Source organism: Amygdalobacter indicium, from assembly GCF_029101545.1.
GTDB lineage: Bacteria > Bacillota > Clostridia > Saccharofermentanales > Fastidiosipilaceae > Amygdalobacter > Amygdalobacter indicium.
The window spans coordinates 1457642-1478335 of the sequence record NZ_CP118866.1 but is presented as its reverse complement, the minus strand read 5'-3'; the positions used below and the strand labels follow the sequence as shown (position 1 = coordinate 1478335).

The 20694-nt window shown below is 45.1% G+C and carries 8 protein-coding genes; 5 read left to right on the top strand and 3 right to left on the bottom strand.

Annotated elements, in window-relative coordinates; genetic code table 11:
• The first annotated feature begins 126 nt into the window (after positions 1-126).
• Positions 127-10413, top strand: a complete 10287-nt coding sequence (locus PYS60_RS06280) for a leucine-rich repeat protein (protein ID WP_315568551.1) — start codon at positions 127-129, stop codon at positions 10411-10413.
• 185 nt (positions 10414-10598) lie between these two features.
• The gene (locus tag PYS60_RS06275) at positions 10599-11966 is read left to right on the top strand and encodes a hypothetical protein (protein ID WP_315568549.1); all 1368 of its coding nucleotides are present in this window, start codon (positions 10599-10601) and stop codon (positions 11964-11966) included.
• A gap of 630 nt (positions 11967-12596) precedes the next feature.
• On the opposite strand, the gene PYS60_RS06270 is transcribed toward PYS60_RS06275, so the two are convergent.
• Genes PYS60_RS06270 through PYS60_RS06260 form a run of 3 tightly spaced genes read right to left on the bottom strand, consistent with a single transcriptional unit; the run spans position 12597 to position 15258 of the window.
• Positions 12597-13976: an ABC transporter ATP-binding protein gene (locus PYS60_RS06270; protein ID WP_315568548.1), complete on the bottom strand. Its 1380-nt coding sequence runs from the start codon at positions 13974-13976 to the stop codon at positions 12597-12599.
• Entirely contained in the window at positions 13964-14656 is a 693-nt protein-coding gene (locus PYS60_RS06265) for an energy-coupling factor transporter transmembrane component T (protein WP_315568546.1), read from the bottom strand. The genes PYS60_RS06270 and PYS60_RS06265 overlap by 13 nt, the downstream gene beginning before the upstream one ends.
• Positions 14656-15258 (bottom strand): MptD family putative ECF transporter S component, encoded by a 603-nt coding sequence (locus PYS60_RS06260; RefSeq protein WP_315568544.1) that lies wholly within the window; start codon positions 15256-15258, stop codon positions 14656-14658. Before PYS60_RS06260 ends, PYS60_RS06265 begins: the two co-directional genes overlap by 1 nt.
• 352 nt (positions 15259-15610) lie before the next feature.
• Here PYS60_RS06260 and PYS60_RS06255 point away from each other — a divergent pair, with 352 nt between their 5' ends.
• The 3 genes from PYS60_RS06255 (at position 15611) to PYS60_RS06245 (ending at position 20505) form a co-directional block, all read left to right on the top strand.
• A complete protein-coding gene (locus tag PYS60_RS06255; protein ID WP_315568543.1) occupies positions 15611-16945 on the top strand; it encodes a hypothetical protein in 1335 nt (444 codons plus the stop codon).
• Between the two features lie 90 nt (positions 16946-17035).
• Positions 17036-18841, top strand: coding sequence for an ABC transporter permease (locus tag PYS60_RS06250; RefSeq protein WP_315568541.1), 1806 nt, complete (start codon positions 17036-17038; stop codon positions 18839-18841).
• A gap of 2 nt (positions 18842-18843) precedes the next feature.
• Entirely contained in the window at positions 18844-20505 is a 1662-nt protein-coding gene (locus PYS60_RS06245) for an ABC transporter ATP-binding protein (RefSeq protein ID WP_315568539.1), read from the top strand.
• Positions 20506-20694: the final 189 nt, after the last annotated feature.

Here is a 20694-nt window from a genome sequence, read left to right as displayed (position 1 = left end):
TCTATTTGTAAATGTGACTGTAGTAAATGCAAACTGTTGCAATCCGGACTATAATAAAGTGTTACCTTGTATATTCACTGTCGGTGATTTACAGGTGAGCTTAAAAATAAGTAAGGTGGATTAGTAATGCTTAACGTGGGAAAACTCGGAAAAAGAGCTTTAGCAACGCTTTCAGCGTTTTTACTCTTGGGACAGACTTTGCTGTTGCCGCAAAATGCGCAAGCGGCGGAGGCTGTTATACAGGTAGAAGATTTCGTCTATGATCAGAACAGTAAGACGATTGTCGCCTACCTCGGCAAGGCGGATAAGCTGACTGTTCCGGCACAGTTAACGGACAAAGAAGGACATACATATCCGGTCGAAGCGATCGGGAACAATGCTTTCAGCGGCGAGAAACTTAAGAGCGCTTTAACTTCGCTGACGCTGCCTGAAGGCTTGAAAACCATCGGGGCAAATGCTTTTGCAGCCAACAAGATTACAAGTCTTACCGTTCCGGCTTCCGTTACCGAGATAGGAGCTCAAGCTTTTATTAATAACGGGATCGGCAATTTGACTTTTGCCGCCGGCAGCAATTTGAGCAATATCCAATCCGGTGCGTTTATGCACAACTCCATCGGCAATATGGCATTGCAGTCCTTGAATAAATTACAGAACATCGGGGCCGACGCCTTCCGTGATAACCGCTTGAGCGAATTGACTTTACCGGCTTCCGTGACGAGTGTCGGCAGCGGCGCCTTCAACGCCAACGGCCGTTATGTTTATTTACAGGGCGGTTCGGCAACTATTAAGACCGATGTCAAAATGGGCGAGTTCGGTGCAATTTATCACCCGGTTTCCATTTTTGTCAAAGGTATTGACGCTGATTCTCAGAAACAGGTATACAGCTTAAATGAAATAAAAAATGATCCTTACACGGAAAAACCGTTAGAGCAGTTGTTGTTTGAAGGTAACGTTATTAATTTGCCTGCTCCGGCCATCAGCAAGTATTCTGCGCCTAATATCAGCTTGACTATAGATAAAACCAACACAAAAGATAATCCCTTTGTTGTTCAATATAAGACAAGCACGCAAAAGCCGGTAATTAGCGGCCTGACGCCCATCAGCGTCCCACTGAAAGCACCGGTTGACTTGAAAAAAGATGTCAAAGCCACTGATGCTGCGGGTAACGATATTACCGCCCGCCTGAAAATTACTCCGCCTACAATCGATACAAGTGTCAAAGCCGAACACAAAGTTACATACAGTGTCACGGATGATGCCGGCAATACTGCGACTGAAACCAGACAAGTACTTGTAGGTATCGATTTGATGAAGTTGGAAACGGGTAAGGGCTGGTTAAATGAAGATTTTACTTTCTCCGGTGCAAGCGTTACCGGTTTATCTGACAAGGGCAAAGAGAAAATTAAAACCAATCCCGATGTGGTTCTGCCGTCTTTCAATCCGACCAATGACAAGCGGGAGAAAATTACGACTTTGGCTGATAGCGCCCTGCAAGGTGTTAAATTAGCTTCTATCGTTTTCCCCGAAAGCTTACAGAATATCGGCGACTCGGCGTTGGCGGGCAACAATTTGACAGAAGTTAAATTGCCGGAGAAATTGGCAAGCTTGGGTAGAGGCGCTTTTGAAGATAATAAATTAATCAGTGTTAATTTGCCGGCGACCTTAAAAGAAATTCCTGAACGGGCATTCAAAAACAATAAGATTACTACACTTAATATCCCGGATACAGTTACAAGCGTCGGTCAGGAAGCTTTCATGACCAATAAAATCGGCAGCCTCAACTTAGGTTCCGGCGTGCAGACAATTGCCGATCGGGCTTTTGCCGAAAACAGTTTGGAGCAGATTAAATTCCCTGCGAGCTTAACGTCTGTCGGCCGGGAAGCTTTCAAAAGTAATCAGTTGACCTTCGTGGAAGTGCCGGAGAATGTCAAAACGCTGGGCGTAGGCGTCTTCCGGGACAATCGTTTAACTTCCTTTAAGTTACCGGAGCACTTGGACAGCATTCCTGATTATGCTTTTTACAACAATAAAATAAAAGAATTGCCCATAGCCCATAGTGTTAAGAATATCGGGGAATATGCTTTCGCCCAAAACCTGATTCAGGAACTGGATATTCCCGCCAATGTTGAGAATATCAAAAACAGCGCTTTTACCGAGAACTATAATTTGAAGAAAATTACCTTGCATGAGGGACTGAAGACTATCGGCGATTACGCCTTCCGTTCCACCGCTTTGGATATGGACGAGTTGACAATTCCGAACGGGGTACAAAAAATCGGCAATTACGCTTTTAACGGTGACGGCGGTGCCGTAGCTTTGCGTATCAAAAAGCTGGTTTTGCCCGACAGTTTGCAGGAACTGGGTGAATACGCTTTTACCGACGTATTTTTGGAAGACTTAACTTTGCCTAAGAATTTAACGTACATTCCTCAGTTTGCTTTTGCCGACAACAATTTGGCGGAGGTGAAAATTCCTGCTGCCGTTACGGAAATTCGCAGGAACGCTTTTTCCAACAATCGTTTGACGGCTGTTACTTTATTCGATAACTTGAAAACAATTGGCGAATCCGCTTTTTATAAAAACGCTTTGACGAATGTGAAATTGCCGGCGACTTTGACGAGCATCGGCGATTACGCTTTTCAGGAGAATCAGCTGGAGAGCTTGCAATTACCTGAGGGCTTGACAGCCTTGGGCGAATATTCCTTTTATCGAAATCGCTTGGAGCGTGTGAAGCTGCCGCAGGCGATTAAGGTTGTTCCCCGCTATGCTTTTTCCGAGAATCGTATTACAAGTTATGAATTGGCCCCCGGAACGACGGAGATTAAGGATGGCGCATTCAAAACCAATAAATTGGTTAATGCTGTGATTCCTCCGACTGTTACGACTATCGGGGAGGAAGCTTTCCGCTATAATTCGATCAACGAAGTCAAACTGCCGCAGTCCGTTACTCAGATAGGTAAGGGCGTTTTTGCATCCAATACAATCAGCAAACTGGAATTGTCCCCGAATTTGGAGAGTATTCCTTATGAGGCCTTCGCTTATAATAATTTGTCTGCAGTTGAAATACCGGACAAGGTTAAAGCGATTGAGAGCGAGTCTTTCAGAAATAATTCTTTAACTGCAGTTAAGTTTAAGCCGACAGCGACTTTAACAACAATCGGAGATTCGGCTTTCCAAAGCAACGGTTTAACCGATTTAACCGTTCCTTCTACGGTAAATAGCATAGGTTCGACAGCTTTTCTGGATAACCCCGGCAATACGGAAGATGCGAAGCATCGGGTACTTTTGTTGGCCAAAGATGCCAATTCCAAGATTGCTGCCGTCAATGTTCAGGACGGGACAACTTTTATCATCAATAAAGTTTGGGTAACTATCAATAAAAAACTTGAAGGTACTAATAAGTCTGTCGCTTTGCCGGAAAGACAGTTGGCGACGATGAATCAAACTTTTACTTATACGCCCAAAGATTCGTTCGGTTACGAGCCTGTAGACAGACAGGCGAAACAGCTGGAAGTCAAAGAGCAGGATACGGAAATGGATGTTTTCTATAAGCAGAAAGCCAATTATGATCCGACAGCCGTTATTGTCGATTTGGTGCATGCCGTCAACGGTAATGAGGATGAGGCGAAACCTTACGGTTTGAAAGAATACGCCCGTACGCAAAATATGCCCTTACTTTTGAAAATCAAAGGCAGCGGTAATACCAATGTTAATATTCCGGATACTTGGGTTAATATTGATCTGCGGCAGGAGGTAGCTAACGGTCATATTAAAGATGTGATGTTTTCCAGTAACGTCTCCGATTCGTTCACTGAACATAAGTTCGAAGACGGAATTGTTAAATTAAAGCTGAAAAACCCGATAAGCGGTTTAACAGCTATTAATATGCCTTTTTACCTGCAATTTGAGCCGGGGACGCCGAACAATTTTGTGCTCGATTTGACCGGTAAGACGTATATTGTCCAAAATGAGTTGATTGTCGCTACTTCGCAGACGACGCATCCGATCGGTTTACGTGCTCGGCAAAATTCCAATCGCAATATTACCAAGCAGATGAACGGGGAAAGTTACGGCAAGGACACCCATCAGGGTGAGCCGGACGGTACGGGCTATATGAAGAGAGGCACGGAAGCTCCGATTGAATATTCCTTCTCTTACTATCAAGCCTATAACTACAGCAGTGGGGATTATGCCGACATCAGAGAATTTACTATTACCGATACTTTGCCGACTTATGAGGGTAAAGATGTAAACGGGCAGGTTAAGTCCGACCTTAAGGCGCATTTTGATCCGAAACTGAACCCCGATTGGCAATTAAACGGCGATAAGCTGACCTTAAAACAACAAGTCAGTCCGCGAAAATTCGATACTATTCCGTCATTTAAGCTCTATCTGTCTTATCCGGGCATCAAGTCAGGAGCTTCTGTTGTTAATAACGTTGAGATTAAATCCAACGGTGACAGTAAGCATACTTTGAACGGCACTTTGGAAGAAGCCGAGAAGAAACTGGTGGGAGAGCAAACTAAGTTTGAACCGGAAGAGGAAATTGCCTGCAATGACGATGTTAGCGGCAATATTATCGCCGGGCCGGAGACACCGACACCGATTGATCCGAAAAAGCCGCAGGATACCCATGGGAACGGTATTCACATTCTGAAACGTTGTCTGGCTACAGCCGGTGATAGCAGCTTGAACATTCTGTCGCTGCCCGAAGGACCGAGACATGCTACGTATAACTATCGTAACTCCGAGAGAGATTGGTATTCACCGGAAAGAAGTATCAGCAAATACACAAATTCACACTATGAGAATGTTTTCTATGACAGTGAAGCGGATCGACATAAGGAATTTATCTGGGCTGTACAGGTTCAGGCCGATGCCTGCAATTTGCACAATCCGGTTATCAACGATTACGGTTTGGATGCCAGAATGCGCTACAGCGGGATTCAAATCCCGGCGGAATTCAAACAGGCGAAACTTACTTTATATAGTGAAGACAATAACGGCGGCGACAAGCTGTTTGAAGGCACAATTTACGGCGACCGTTTCGACTTCAGTCCGGAATTGTCGGCGAAAACCCGCAGCTTGAAACTGGAATTAATCGGCAGAATCGAGAACAACAATCCGCAAGGTCAATCGTCTTTCGCTTTCCCGATTTATACCCGCTTAAGAGAGCCGGACAAGTCGCAGTTCGACAGTAAAGATACGGATAGTGACGGTCGGTCGGATAAAAATACCTTCTATAGCAAAGTTGCTGTAAATAGTATGACGTATACCAATACCGACCCGCAGGAAAAAGAACTGACTGCCGCAGATGAATCGGAACGTATTTGTATTCTGCCGTGGGAAGAACGGGTCAATTTAATCAAAACTTTGGAAAATCAGGACAAACAGAGAGACCGGAACGAAACTTTGCACTACCAGTTGATTCTGGTAACTGTGAAACCGCAGGAGAGAACCTTGCAAAAATTCAAGGCTCTGGATTTGCTGCCGCCGTATGTCAATCCGCTGCAGGTTGAATTTACCCGCAATTTCCGGACCCGAGCAGTTAATCCGACGTATCGGATCGAGGAGAATTTCGAGAATACCGGCCGTAAAGCCATTATTATTGAAGCCGATTCGTACAATCCCGGCGGCAAAGATATGGAGGAACAGCGTACGCCTTTTGTCGATATCACGGCTGTGACGACGACGGATTTGGTGACGAAAGACGACGGCTACGTCAATGATGCCTATTTGACGGCACAAGGCAGCTCCGTTTGGGAGACGGGTGATAATCCGACGAACTTTAAGTACTTTGCCGACGCTAAGCGGGTCTTGCAGGCCAATGCTAAATTCCCGGTACTTTTGGGCAGCGAGTTGAGAGGCTACAAATACATTAAATCCGACACGGACTTAAGTTGGAACCCGTTGGCCGCTACCTTGAAAAGTGAGCAGAAATTCCAATATCGTCTGCAAATTCTCAATCCGGTAGACAGCAGTGCGCCGGGTGTCGAGATTTACGATGTTCTGCCTTATAACGACGATACACGTATTGTTAAGAACAGCAAAGATGAATATGTGCCGCGCGGAACTTTGCTTTCCGGTATTGACCGTCAAGGCCAAAGACAGACAGGCAGAATGAAGTTAACCGGACCGATTACTTTCGATCCGACGCACGCCGATGATTATGATGTTTATTACACCACAACCGATGTGAAGAATTTGAAGAGCCAAGATCCTTTCACGGTTGTCAGCAATCAGGCGCTTTGGCAAACGGCAGCCCAATTAGGCGGCGACTACTCCAAAGTTACGGCTTTCAGAATTTGCAGCAAACCGGGCAAAGCTATCGAGGCGCATACGGAGCGGAACTTCTATGTCCCGATGCAGGCACCGCTGAATAAAGATTATGTCTTCGACAATCAGCATGCCGTTAATACTTATTCCTACCATGCTGTCGGCAGCAATGTCTTCGTCGAAGGCAATGCCGTATCGGCCACGATGGAATCGCCCCGCGGCCTTATCAGATTGTGCAAAAAATCCGTCAATGATATGCATAACGCCGATCCGACGGCGAAAAACGCTTTGGCCGGCGTCACCTTCAAATTGTGGAAAACGGCGATCAACAATGTCGACCCTGCCGATAAAATCAAAACGCTCGACGGTCTGCAGGTGTACAACGAACCGGTTTCCTATATGATTAACGGTGTAGCGCAGACGGAGATGAAAACCGACGAAAACGGTAATATCGTTTTCGATAATTTGGCCTTAAACAGAGACTACATCCTGGAAGAAACATCAACGACACCGGACCATGTTATTGACAAAAAATTCACCCTTGTTAAAGGTGAAGATATTGCTAAAGGCGAGAATAACTTGATTGAAGTTGAAGTTGACAACCGTAAAATCAATCGCCAGGAATTGTTGACCCAACTTACAGGCAGCATTGAATTTTACAAAGTAGATGCCGACGGTGAACCGTTGCCGTATACGACCTTTGAAGTTACAGGCGGTCCGGCGGGCAAATATCAAGTTAAAGTCCGGGCAAGCTCAAGCGAGACGGGTCTGGTTCGCTTCAGTAATTTACCGCTGTTCGGCGATAAATATCCTTATACTTTGAAGGAAATTGCGCCGCGGAACAGCTTGCAGCCGATTCAAGATCAGGAAATTCGCTTCACTAACAACGGCAGCAAGGAGCAAAAAGTAGATTTAGGTACGATTAAGAACGACAAGGCTGTTTTGCACGTTTATAAACTTGCTTTGTTCAATTTGAAAGAGCAGGAGAAGTCGAAGCAGGCACTTGAAAGTTTGACGCTTACATCAGGAAAACATCTGCAAGGCGTGAAGTTGCAGCTGCAGGATGAGCAGGGAACGATAGTGGACGAGCAGACGAGCAATGCCGAAGGTCAGGTGACTTTCAAAGATCTGCAGGTAGATAAGGATTACTATCTGGCCGAACCGCAGACACCGCAAAGTTACAGCCCTTATGTCAATGCCGCGACACAGAACAGAATACCGGTACGGGTCAACGCCCGCGGCGTTATTTCTGTTGCCAACAGAACGTCCAACAATAATTATGTTGTTTTCCCGAATTATCCGGAACACAACACTAACAGAATCGACCTTTTGAAGACCGATGAGGCGGACAATCCTTTAAGTGACACGGAATTCTCCTTATATGAGATCGGGGCGAACAACACCGAGACTTTGGTCGCGAAAAAGACAACGAACGCTGAAGGTAAATTGAGCTTTGAAGATTTTGCCGTGACGAAGACCGGCGATCAGGTACAATCGAGCGCGAAAACTTTTGAAGTTAGAGAAACGGCCGGCAAGATAGGTTATCTCAATAACTTTAAGCCTTTCCGCTTCACCACGCAGGCTGACGATTTAACCTATTTATCTTTGAAAGTTGTCAATCCGAAAGTTCAACTCCATCTGCAGAAGACGGAAGAAGACGGCGTCACGCCGGTCAGCAAAGCCCAATTCTCGCTGTATGAGAACGCGCAGGCTGAAGGTACACCGTTGGAAACGGCAACTTCGGACGAGCAGGGACAAGTTAACTTCCAATATGCCGCTTTCGATACGAGCAAGCAGTATTCCGTGAAGGAGACGCAGGTCCCGGCCGGTTACAGCGAAATTACGCCCGACAAAGTCCAAGTTATCGACTTACCGGGTTTGAGTAACCAACCGGCGTTTAACGGTCAACTTAACTATACTTGGAAAAACCGGAAAATCGCCGGCAGCATCAAAGTGGTGAAACAGACAGAAAACGGTAATCCTTTGGCGGGTGTCAAGTTTACCTTAACTTTGAAAGATACGGATCAGGTACAAACAGCAGTGACGGACGATTTCGGTCAGTTGCAATTCAGCAATCTGGCTATCGGCAGCACTTATGTCCTGAACGAAGTTGAGACTAATAAGGGTTATGTTATTGATGAAAAGGCGAAAAATGTCGAAATAAAAATCACCGACAATAAGGAACAGACTTATACATTTACCAATAAATTGCAGACAGGCACATTCAGCTTACATAAGCAGGATGAGCAGGGCAATGCTTTGCAGGATGTTGAGTTCACCTTGAAAAAACAACTTATCGGCCCCTTATATTTGCCGCACGCTACAGCTAAAACGGATGCGCAGGGCAATATAGCTTTCACAGATTTGCCGGTGGGCGTTTATAAACTGACTGAAACAGATAACAGCAAAGCGAAGATAAACGGTAAATCGGTGCAGGAAAACGGCGCTTGGTTCGGCTTGGAGCCGGAGAAGACCGTCTGGTTGGTGACAGTCGCCAAAGATGACAATTCTGCCGACGGTTCGCCGAAGATTACGGTGCAGGAAGAAAACAAGCAGGAAGTTCTGGCTCAACCGCTGCAGGTGGTCAACAGCCGGATTGAACCGGCCAAAGTGCAGCTGACGGTCAATAAAGCCTTTGTCGGCGGCAGCAAATTGACACCGTTACCGACTTTCAAGGTTAAGCTGATTAGAAAAAATGCCGCCGGTGTTGTAGATAATACAGTTAACGCAGTGGCTGAATTACAACAGGTACCGCAGGCTGATGCTTTAACCTTACGGGCGCAGTTTAACGACTTGGATTATGATTATTACGATCAAACCACGCACAGTTGGCAAAAGTGGCAATATACGGTCAGCGAGCAGATGGAAGGCGAAAATGCCGCCCTGTTCACACCGACTGTAAGTGAGACAACTATAGCTGAACCGGTAGCTGCTGCGGCCGGAAATAACAATGACGTCCCGGTAATTGCAGGCACGATCAACGTTACCAACACTTATACGCCGGCGAAGAACAAAACTGTCAAGGCGGTCAAAAAGTGGGTAGGCGGCAGCTCAGTCCACCCGACAGTTCACTTCAAGCTGTACCGTCAGGCAGGCACGGGCGAACTTGAAGAAGTGCCGACAGCCGAAGCTCCGATTAAAGAGTTAGCTAACGGAGTTGCAGAAGTGGAATGGCAGAATTTGACTTTGACGGATCAGGACGGTAATCCTTACACCTTCAGTGTCAAAGAAGTAGACGCACAGGGAAAGGATTATGAACCGGAGAATTATAAGAAAACGGAAAACGCTCTGGAAGTGACCAACACCTATGTCGCTCCGACAGACGGCGCAGCCAAAGCGACCAAGACGTGGGTGAACGGACCTGCTGACCGTCCGACAATTTACTTGAAACTTTACCGGCAAATTGAGGGCAAAGACGTGGAGGCCGTGCCGGAGCAGGAAGCGCCGATCAAAGAATTAAAGTCGGGCACAACAGAAGTGCTTTGGAACAAATTAACGAAGACTGATGCCGCTGCCAACCCGTACACTTTCAGCGTCAAAGAAGTAGATGCTCAGGGCAACGATTTCGTACCGGAGAACTACCAAAAGAAAGAAGAAGGCTTGACGGTAACCAACACTTATATTCCGCCGAAAAATGCAAAGGCGAAAGCGAAGAAAGTTTGGGTCGGGCAGAAAGATAAATTGCCGACTATCTGGTTCAAACTTTATCGTCAGGTAGAAGGCGGAGCGGCGGAGGCCGTACCGGAACAGGAAGCTGCAATTAAAGAGCTGAAAGACGGCTTAACTGAAGTTGAGTGGCAACAATTAACGGCTACCGACTTACAGGGCAGACCTTACATTTTCAGTGTTAAGGAGACGGATAAAGACGGTAAAGACTTTACCCCGAAGAAGTTCAAGAAGGAAGAAAAAGGTTTGCAAATTACTAACCGTAAACTTTCGGAGAACTATCGCCCCTTCATTAAAATTGACAAGCACTCTATCAGCCGCAGCGAACAGGTGAGACGACAAAACGGGGAACATCAGTCCAATAAACCCGTAGTCACCAAGACCGGTGAAACTAAAGTCATCAACGGGTTGTTGCCTTTAGTATTAATTGCTCTGTTGACGTTGCGCTATCGTAAACGCAAACGCAATTAACGTTCGCAAGCACAGGCGGTACAAGCGCTGAAACGTTTGTACCGCTTTTTTATTGCCAGGATGCAGCGACTTTTGCGGACTTGTACGGGGCTTTGGCTATTTTTCATTTATTAGGTATAATGAAATTAAGAGCTATTTAGTAAAAAATAGCCAATATTAAACCGGATAAATACAAGGAGAAAATTATGAATAAGTTATCATCCCGTATCCTCGCTGCCTCTTTAAGTCTCAGCCTCCTTTTGGCAACAAGCTGCAGCCGGACTTCAACCCCGCCTGCTACCTCGGCCACGTCATCGACTGCGACCTCCTCAACTGCGACAGAAGTTGCCGCGTTGGCGCCGGCGGAAGTTATTAAGCAGGCGCAGACCATGAGCAATGCGGAATTGTTCAAGAAAGCGGTGGCAGAGCTGGACGGCAAAACCATGTACGGTATCGGCACTTCCAGTCGCGGCAAAAATGCAGCCGAAGAATTTATTAAAGAATTACAGAAAATAAAACCGGATTTCAGCGGCAAAATTGCCTGGTCGCAACCGAAGAACAACTCCATATTCGAAGCCCTCAAAGCCGATATCCGCGGCGACAAAGGCACGTATTCCATGACGATGTTGACTGACGGCAATCAAGTTAAAAGCAAAATGTTCGATACCGGGCTGCTTTTGAATTATATTCCGCATGATTTCGCTCAGGCCGCCGGCGTGAATTTGGCAGGCGACGGCAAGCCCTTCTTGAATTTATTGACCGTGGTCAAGTGCTTTATGTTTAACAATCAGGGAAACGAAAAGTATAAGAACTTCTGGGATTTTGTGCAAAAAGATAAGCACCCGATGTTTATGGGCGTCAACAGTGAAACTATCGGCAAAATTTTCCTGTATATGCTGACAAGTGAAAAGTATTCTACCTTGGTGAAGGAAGCTTATGAGAAGTTAAGCGAGGAGCAGAAAGCTTATTTTGCCCCGACTATCAAGGCGATGGAAAAGGAAGCCAAGGATTTGGGCTTGACCGCGCAGAATGCCGCTTACGGTCTGGCTTGGGTCAAATTGTGGTGCAATCAATATAATAAAGTTACGGACGACGGCCCTATATGTGCCAAACTGGTCAGTAAATCGGCCGGGGCTGAAAGCGGACTTTTAGTTTATTCCAAATTGCGCTCGGTCCAAGAGTCGGATGAATCGTCCGTCAAGAATGTCACTGTCGCAGCCTATCAGGATGATTATCAGGGTATCGGCGGCTACACATTTAAGAATTATTTGATGATTCCGAAAACTTCCCCGCTGCCGTGGACAGCCTGTGCGTTTATTGCTTACATGACGACTTACAAAGAGGGCTTTAAGGCCTGGGGTAAAGATATCGGTTCTTATGCGTCCAATCCTGCGATTAATCAGGATCACAGCAAAGACGGCGAAAAAGACGGTAAATTAATTTATCCCGCCAAAAACGACCGTGGTATTGATTGGTGGGTGCAAAAGGGCCATGTTGTGGTGGAAGATCCGGAATATTGTAATAAAGTAGCGCCCGTACTCAGCGATGTCATTGATTCCTGGTTGCAGAATTGAGGCTCTTTACGGATTCCCCGGGAGCGGTCAAATTGGAATGTTACTTTATGAGGGAAGGTATGTTTAAAGAAAAAGGTATTTGGATTTTATGTATGATGATATTTACGATAATAGGGATACTTTCTATTGTTAATAAAGACTATTTTTATTTGTCTTTTTCACTACTAACAATAGGATTCATATTATCTAATGTCATATTGAAAGATTATAAATCAAAAAGTAGAGATTCTATAATTCAAGTTTTAATGATAATTTCTCTCTTTGCGATGAAAGTATTAAAAATAGAAAATGTAAAATTATCAATAGTGATGTGTATTGTAATTTCTTTACTGTACATATATATATTAATGAATCAAATAAAAATTTGGAGGAAATAAAGGTGTGAAAGCTCTAGTAAAAGCAGCCGGTGGTGTTAGAGCTATGGCTATAGCCATGTTTAACAGATGCATTGACTTATGTTGGGGGAGCAATACTTTCTGTAACAGGCCTTGATGAGTGTACAAAAGTATTTGAGTAATGCTTATAATAAATATAAAAATAAACTCAAGCGTACTAATTTGGTGAATTTAATCTAAATACCAAAGCGGCTAAGTTACAAATCTTGGCCGCTTTTATTTTCAAGCTTTGTGCTTAAAAAGCGTAGTTGCGCAAATCTATAATCTGATCAACTGTCATGTTCAAAAACTCAATGTCGTGCGAAACCAGCATAATCAGCGATTTTTCCTCGCGTCGACTGCGGATCAAAGCCGAAATATCTGCCATATGTGCATAGTCCATACCGCTTGTCGGCTCATCCATAAAGACTAAAGGACGTTCGCTTGCAAGGGCACAGGCAATCGCCAAACGTTGCTGTTGCCCGCCTGAGAGACTGAGCGGATGCCGTGCAAGCAAGTTGTTCAAGTCCAATTGCGTCAATGTTTGGGTAATTTCAGGTGCCTGCTTATTGCGCAGCCCGTAAACAATTTCTTTTCCGACCTCATCGGTGAAAAATTGATGACAGACTTCCTGCATCACCCAGGCGGATGAGCGGCGGCGCTGCCGGCGAGAAAGAGACTGACCTTTGTAAGACAAATCCGCCCCTTTTTCCAAGCCCATAAGCAGGCGCAAAAAAGAAGATTTACCTAAACCGTTAGGCCCGACAATCCCGTAAATTTGCTTTTCCTGCAGCTTAACAACCTGCATTTGCAGACCGTGATCCGCTTTAAATTTCAAATTGAGTCGGTCGATTGTCCACGGCCCGTCCTGCACAGGATCTTTGGCGACGAGCTTGACTCTTTCCCGTGTCCGTAAACCCAAGGCGCGCAACTTTTCCGGCGCGGCCGCCAGGAACTTCACAATCGGCCAATCAAGGATAATTGCGCCTTTTTGCAAAACGACCACCCGATCGACAATATCCATAGCGTAGTAAAGCCGATGTTCGGCCAGCAGGAGACTGACTCCCTTAGATTTCAGGATTTTTAATAAATTAGCCAATTTATCAATCGAAGGCCCATCCAAATTGGCTGACGGTTCATCGAGGACAATTAAAGGCGAGCCTGTAAGATAAGCTGCCGCTATTGCCAAAAACTGCCTTTCACCGCCGGATAAGGCGAAAATATCACGATTCAGCAAATGCTCAATGGGGAAAACGGCTAACAGCGCCTGCAGCCGCCGCTCCATTTCCGCTTTAGGTATCCCCATATTTTCCAGAAAAAAGACCAATTCCATCGTTGTATTGACGTTGAAAAAAGAAGTCCCGGGATTTTGAAAGACGCTGGCAACCAGGCGGGAGATAGCATACAGCGGTAAAGTTTCGACATCCTTACCGGCAATGGTCAGCTGTCCCTGACAGGCAGCGTGATTATAATGCAGCGCCAAACCGTTAATCGCCTGGATAAGAGACGATTTGCCCGAACCGCTTTGACCGGTCAACAGCACCGCTTCACCGGCTTTAATGTGTAAATTAATATTCTTTAATGTAGCTGCTTGAGTTTCCAAGTAGCTCAAACTGAAATCGGTTAATTTAAGCACAGCATACCTCCGAGCATGACCGTAAGAATAATCACTATATACAGAACATCTCTGAATTTGAAGGACATTTCCCGATAATGCGTCTTTTTTACAGGATTCATAATACCTTTAGTTTCGGCCGCCTCCGCCAGATCATCCGCCAAACGTGAAGCTGAAATCAAAAGCGGTACCGCTAAACTTTCTAAATACTGCAGCGGCTGTTTGAGCGATATCCCTCTGACTTTCATCGCCTGTCGAATCTCATGCACCTCTTCTTTGAAAGCGGGGAAGAAGCGAAACATAACGGCCAAAGGAATACTGACAGCCTGAGGTACTTTAATTTGGGCAAAAGCGGCCAGCAGACTTCCTACATCTGTCGTTGAAATCAGCCATTCTGCAGCTAAAAGCGGCAAGTAAAGGACTTTCAGAATAACTGCAAAAGAAATTAAAAAGGTGAGAGGCCCGACATCCGTCCCGAGGTAATTGCTCTGCAAGAACGACAGGAGCGCGAAAACGATTAGGGCCTTCAGCGCTTTATAAAATTCCTTCTCCAGGCAGAAAGCTAATGCCAACAAAGCCACAATCAGCCAGGACAGCAGGCTGTTCATACTGTAAAAGGGTGTAAAGCCCAACAACAGGGTTACAGCGATTTTGGTGAGAGGATGAAAGACATTACCTTCATCGACATAGACTGTACGCATTAGACAATTCCGGCTTTTTGAAAATGTTTCTTGAGCATGAGTTTACCCAAAAATGCGCCGATAATGCCACCGATGAAAGCAATTATGATAATCGGCGCGATATTAGGTAAGGTGAAAATCACAGATACAAGCTCGCTTCCCATCTTTTTAACCACCGAAGCCTGCATCTTGGCACTCAAAATTACGGCGAATAAGGGCATCATCGTCCAAATATTGAAGACGGCATGGGCCAGCATCATGGCCGAAAAAGACTTGTACTTCCCCAAGCGCAGGATAATTTCAGCCAAAATAACAAAAATAAGGCTTCCGGCGGGAACGATCCATGTATGACCGGTCAAGGCTAAGAGAATCGGCGGAATAATGCCGAAGATGAAAAATCCCCAAGGTTTTTGTAATTTGGTCATCAGCAGAATAACTACCGGGCCGGTGAAAATACCGGAAATAAAGGGTGCCAGTGCGAAAAAAATCCAGGCGATAAGGGCGCTCTTCATAGCCATCGCCGTCAATACACCCGCCATACTGCAAATGCAGATGAGTATATAATAAATTACCAAAAAAATACCTATATGTGTGAGGTCTTTAACCTGCAATTTATGATCCATAAATATATTTCCTCTTTCTATAAACTGCCAACCCTCTTTTAAGCGCCGAAAATTCGGCCGAAAAAGCTGATTTACAATTTTCTGAATCAGCATTAAATTAGCACGACTATAATTGCTTTGCAAGTAAAAAAAGCGGACTTCTAGAAGCGGCGGCACATGTCCGGAATTAAGCAAAATCTCATTTTATTTGTGCTTATTGCACAAAAATAATCTATGAAAAAGAAGAAAATCGTGCTAAACATAGACAAAGGAGCAAAAAATCTATATACTGACTAGTATATTTTCAGCTGACTAACGGATTAGCGGAAATTTTGAGAAAAATTCATTTGCAGAATTTTTTATGGGAGGAATTATGAAACGTTCATTAGCGATAGCCTTGAGTTTGGCTATAAGTTTAGGTCTATTTACGAGCTTAACCGCTTGCAGTCAGTCCGGTCAAAGCCCGAACAAAAATAAGGCGGATGCCGGCGAGGTAGCAAAGGTAATTGCTGAAGCTCAAAAAATGAGTAATGCCGAGTTGTTTAAGAAAGCGGCGGAAGAACTGGACGGCAAAACCATGAACGGTATCGGCAATTCCAGTCGCGGTAAAACGGCGGCCGAAGGCTTTATCAAGGAATTGAGCAAGATTAAGTCGGGCTTCAGCGGCAAAATTGCCTGGTCGCAACCGAAGAATAATTCCATTTTTGAAGCTTTGACTGCCGATATTAACGGCAATACTAAAACATATTCCATGACTTTAATTCAGGACGGTAACCAAATAAAGAGCAAAATGTTCGATACGGGCCTGTTATTGAACTATATCCCGCACGATTTTGCTCAGGCCAAAGGCGTTGACCTGGAAGCATCCACCAAACCGTTTATGGCGCTGCAGACTTTAATTAAAGTTTTCATGATTAATAATCAGGGCAAAACGGTTGTTAAGAATTTCTGGGACTTCGTCGCTAAAGACAGCAAGCCGATGTTTATGGGCGTCAACAGCGAACCTATCGGCAAAAACTTCTTATATATGCTGACAAGCGAGAAATACTCCGATTTAGTCAAAGCAGCCTTCGACAAATTGAGTGCAGAACAAAAGAGCTATTTTGAACCGACAATCAAGGCGATGGAGAAAGAAGCCAAAGAATTGGGCTTGAAAGCCAAAAATGCCGCTTACGGTTTAGCCTGGGTCAAGTTGTGGTGCAATCAATATAACGAAGTTACCGATGACGGACCGATTTGCAAGAAATTGGTCAGCAAGTCGGCAGCCGGCGAGACGGGCCTGTTGGTTTATTCCAAATTGCGTTCCGTGGAAGAGTCGGATGAATCTTCCGTTAATCACGTTAATATCGCCTCCTATCAGGACGGATATGTCGGTATTGGCGGTTACGGTTACAAACACTATTTGATGATCCCGAAAACTTCACCTTTGCCTTGGACAGCCTGCGCTTTTATTTCCTATATGACAACAAGTAAAGACGGTTTCAAAGCCTGGGGTAAAGATATCGGCGGTTATTCACCCAACCCCGCATGTAATCAGGACCACAGTAAAGACGGTGAGAAAGACGGCAAGACAGTGTTCGCCGCCAAGAACGACCGCGGTTATGACTGGTGGTTGAAACAAGGACAACTTGTTATTGAAGATCCGACATATTGTGCCGAAGTTTCTCCGGTTATGAGCGATGTTATCGACGGCTGGACGAAGAAATAAGTGGCGGCTGCTGCTTATAGGCAATGTACAAAAAATGATTTGAACTCGGTATTTGCCGAGTTCAAATATTATTAGAAAGAGTTACAGTGCATGTCAATAAACTTACAGACAAATTCTACTTTTAATCACTGGCGTAATTATCTGAAAAAACCGCAAAATGCGATATTAGTACTTTTAGGAATTGTTCTGTCATTTGCTACCATTTTTCCCATGGTCACAATTTGGCTTGACACCATTTCGATTCATGCCGGTTCAGTTGATGCACAAGTCAGCGGGAGACAAGCCGGGTACACGCTGTATAACTGGATCGATATTATCAGCGGTCGGCTGGCACGCCGCAATTTCTGGATTCCTTTGCAAAATACGGTGCTGCTTTCCGTTTTGGCGTGTCTGGTTGCCATCTGTTTCGGCGGTGTTTTCGCTTACTTAATTACCCGTACCGACATGAAGGCGAAAAAGTATCTCAGCAATATTTTTATTTTCCCTTATGTTATGCCGCAATGGACTTTGGCCGTTGTCTGGCAGAATATGTTTTACAGTAAGGCTGTGACAGGCGGTTCGGACGGCCTGTTGGCAGCTTTGACCGGAATTAAGATGCCTTTATGGTGGTGTCAGGGCTTATTCCCGACAGCTTTGGTTCTGGGAATTCACTATGCAGCTTTTGCCTATATCCTTGTAGGCGGTATTTTCCGAAACATGGATGCCAATCTGGAAGAAGCGGCAACGATTTTGAATACGCCTAAATATAAAATCTTTTTCCGAATTACTTTGCCGATGGTGCAACCGGCGATATTATCGACCGTGCTGTTGGTTTTCAGCAGTGCGATGGGCAGTTATCCGGTACCGCATTACTTGAATTTCACGACTTTGGCAACTAAATATGTCGATTTGAACGTCAACCGTGCCGGTCAGGCGAGTGCTTTGGCCGTAATTATGATGCTTTTCGGCATTGCCATCCTGCTGTTCAATCAGCTGGCTACCGGCGGGCGCAAAAGCTTTACCACGGTTACCGGCAAATCCGGCCAGGCGTCCAAATTTAATTTGGGTATCGGCAAGTATGTCATACCGGTATTTTTAGTAGTCTTTACCTTCTTTACCAGTATTTTCCCGGTTATTTCCTTCGCTTTGGAAACATTTTTGCCCAACCCCGGCGATTACAGCTTCTTCAGAACGTGGAATACGAGCAACTTAACCGTTAAATGGTGGATGAACAACACCGGAACAGCCGGCAGCATGTACGGTCAGAAGGGTATATTGTTCAACTCGACTATTTGGTACGCTTTCTTCGGTACGATTTTAGTTGCAGTTTCCTGCGCTTTCTTAGCCGGAACAATCGGCCTGCTGGTCGGTTATTGCGTCAGCAAAAATCGGCGCAGCCGTTTCGCCGCCTATGTGAACAGCATTGCCTTTTTGCCGTATCTTTTACCGTCATTGGCAGTCGGCGTGGCCTTCTTCGTCTTCGGTTCCAGAGCCGGTTTATATAACACTTATATCCTGCTGATTATTGCCGGTACAATCAAATATATCCCCTTTGCTTCGAGAGCTTCACTTAACTCTATGCTGCAGATCAGCGGCGAAATTGAAGAATCGGCAATCATTCACAATATTCCCTGGTTCAAGCGGATGACCAGAATTATCATCCCGATTCAAAAATCGGCCATTTTAAGCGGTTACCTCTTGCCTTTGATGACCTGTATCAGAGAATTGACATTATTTATGATGCTGTGTGCTCAAACCAAGTTGTTAACACTTTTACTGGATTACTTTGATGAAATGGGCTTATACGCATTCTCAGCCGGTATCAACCTCATGTTGATTGTATTTGTGATTATTTGTAATATGGCGGTCAACAAATTGACCGGAGCCAGCCTGGATAAAGGTATTGGAGGAAATTAATTATGGCAGAAATTATTTTAGAGAACATTGTTAAGCGATTCGATAAATTCTACGCAGTGGATAATCTGAATCTGAAAATTGATGACGGCTCATTTGTAACTTTGTTGGGTCCGTCAGGTTGCGGCAAAACAACAACCTTGAGAATGATTGCCGGCCTGGAAACTCCCACTTCCGGCAGAATCCTGCTGGACGGAGAAGCGGTATTTGACAGCGAAAAAGGTATCAACGTACCGGCGAACAAGCGCAATGTCGGTTTCCTCTTCCAAAACTACGCCCTCTGGCCGAATATGACAGTTTATGAGAACATTGCTTTCGGTTTAAGCAACATTAAGAAGGCGGTTAAAGAAGTTGACCACGAGTATCGGCAAGCTGCCAAATTGCACCAAGCTTTCAGCCAACCGGATAACCTCAAGCTGATTTTTCAGGAAAGTCGCAACAAAGACGGTAAATTGGATCAGAAAAAAGCACAAATTATGCTGATTGATTTCTATGAAATCAGCCTCAATGATGCCAAGAAAATTCTCAGTTTTAATTTGCAGACAGAAGCGGACTTAAGTGCCAAGGCTGCAGGGTTAGCCGCAGAATATGCGGAAATTCTCAACAAATTAAAAGCTATGTACAAATTAAGCGGGCGGGAGCTGAACGAAAAATTTGAAATTATCGAGCAGGGTAAAGTCAAAAAGACGGTGCGCAAGCTGACGAAGGAAGAAATTGACTTGCGTGTCCGTGCCGTTTCCCGAATTGTTAAAATCGGCATGTTTATGGACCGTTATCCCAATGAATTGTCCGGCGGCCAACAGCAACGTGTCGCTATTGCCCGAACACTGGCGCCGAAGCCGTCCGTTCTGTTCATGGACGAACCTTTATCCAACTTGGATGCTAAATTGCGCCTGGAAATGCGCTCGGAATTACAACGTCTGCATTTTGAAACCGAATCGACAATTATTTATGTTACCCACGACCAGATGGAAGCCATGACTTTGGCGAACAAAATTTGCTTAATGGAGAACGGTGTCTTGCAGCAATATGCTGAGCCTTTGAGAATATACAATCATCCGGCCAATATTTTTGTTGCCGATTTTGTCGGTAATCCTTCCATCAATCTGGTAGAAGCTGCCGGTACTGAAACTGCCGGTAAATTGACAATGACGGCGCTGACGGACTGCAAACTGTGTTTTACCCCGAATGACGCAGACTTTGACTTCACCCGCAACTTGCAGCAACGGCAACAAATAATTGCTGATAAAAAGGCGGAATTGCAGGCCAGACAGCAACAACGGGGCTATGTGGAAAAAGCCAACCGGGATCGACTTTTCCGCTATCAAATAGCCAAAATTACAGTCGGACCGGAGCTGAAAGAGTCTAAGCCGGCCACAGATGACGATTACGTGCTCGGCATCCGCCCGGAAGCTGTTAACATCGTTTCGACCGAGAAACAAGCGGGAACGCTGGAAGCGGAAGTATATTCCGTCATGCCTACCGGTATGGAAACAACGATGAAATTGCGTTTGGGCGATTATCTTTTGACCGCAGTCTTTTTCGGCGGCGTTGTCTATCCGATCGGCAGCAAATTGTATATCAATTTCAAAGAGCGGGAAATTAAATTGTTCAGTCGCAAGGACGGGACTTTAATTACCGGCGGCAGTCTGCAAATTCTCGTTTGAGCATAACTTCAGCCGATTTTTCAGAACGGAAAGCTTGCTGCTTTCCGTTTTTTATTGCCGCAAGGCGGAGAAACAGAAAGGGCGGAAATTGCGCCGCGAAAATATTTTTTGTCCTTATTTGACTTTCACAAGAAAGGTGCTACAATATCTTTAGCACTCAGAAGATAAGAGTGCTAAGCGCAGATGAAA

Coding starts and splice junctions, on each gene's coding strand:
- PYS60_RS06275 (WP_315568549.1), top strand. CDS start 10,599: ATGAATAAGTTATCATCCCGTATCCTCGCTGCCTCTTTAAGTCTCAGC.
- PYS60_RS06245 (WP_315568539.1), top strand. CDS start 18,844: ATGGCAGAAATTATTTTAGAGAACATTGTTAAGCGATTCGATAAATTC.
- PYS60_RS06255 (WP_315568543.1), top strand. CDS start 15,611: ATGAAACGTTCATTAGCGATAGCCTTGAGTTTGGCTATAAGTTTAGGT.
- PYS60_RS06280 (WP_315568551.1), top strand. CDS start 127: ATGCTTAACGTGGGAAAACTCGGAAAAAGAGCTTTAGCAACGCTTTCA.
- PYS60_RS06265 (WP_315568546.1), bottom strand. CDS start 14,656: ATGCGTACAGTCTATGTCGATGAAGGTAATGTCTTTCATCCTCTCACC.
- PYS60_RS06250 (WP_315568541.1), top strand. CDS start 17,036: ATGTCAATAAACTTACAGACAAATTCTACTTTTAATCACTGGCGTAAT.
- PYS60_RS06260 (WP_315568544.1), bottom strand. CDS start 15,258: ATGGATCATAAATTGCAGGTTAAAGACCTCACACATATAGGTATTTTT.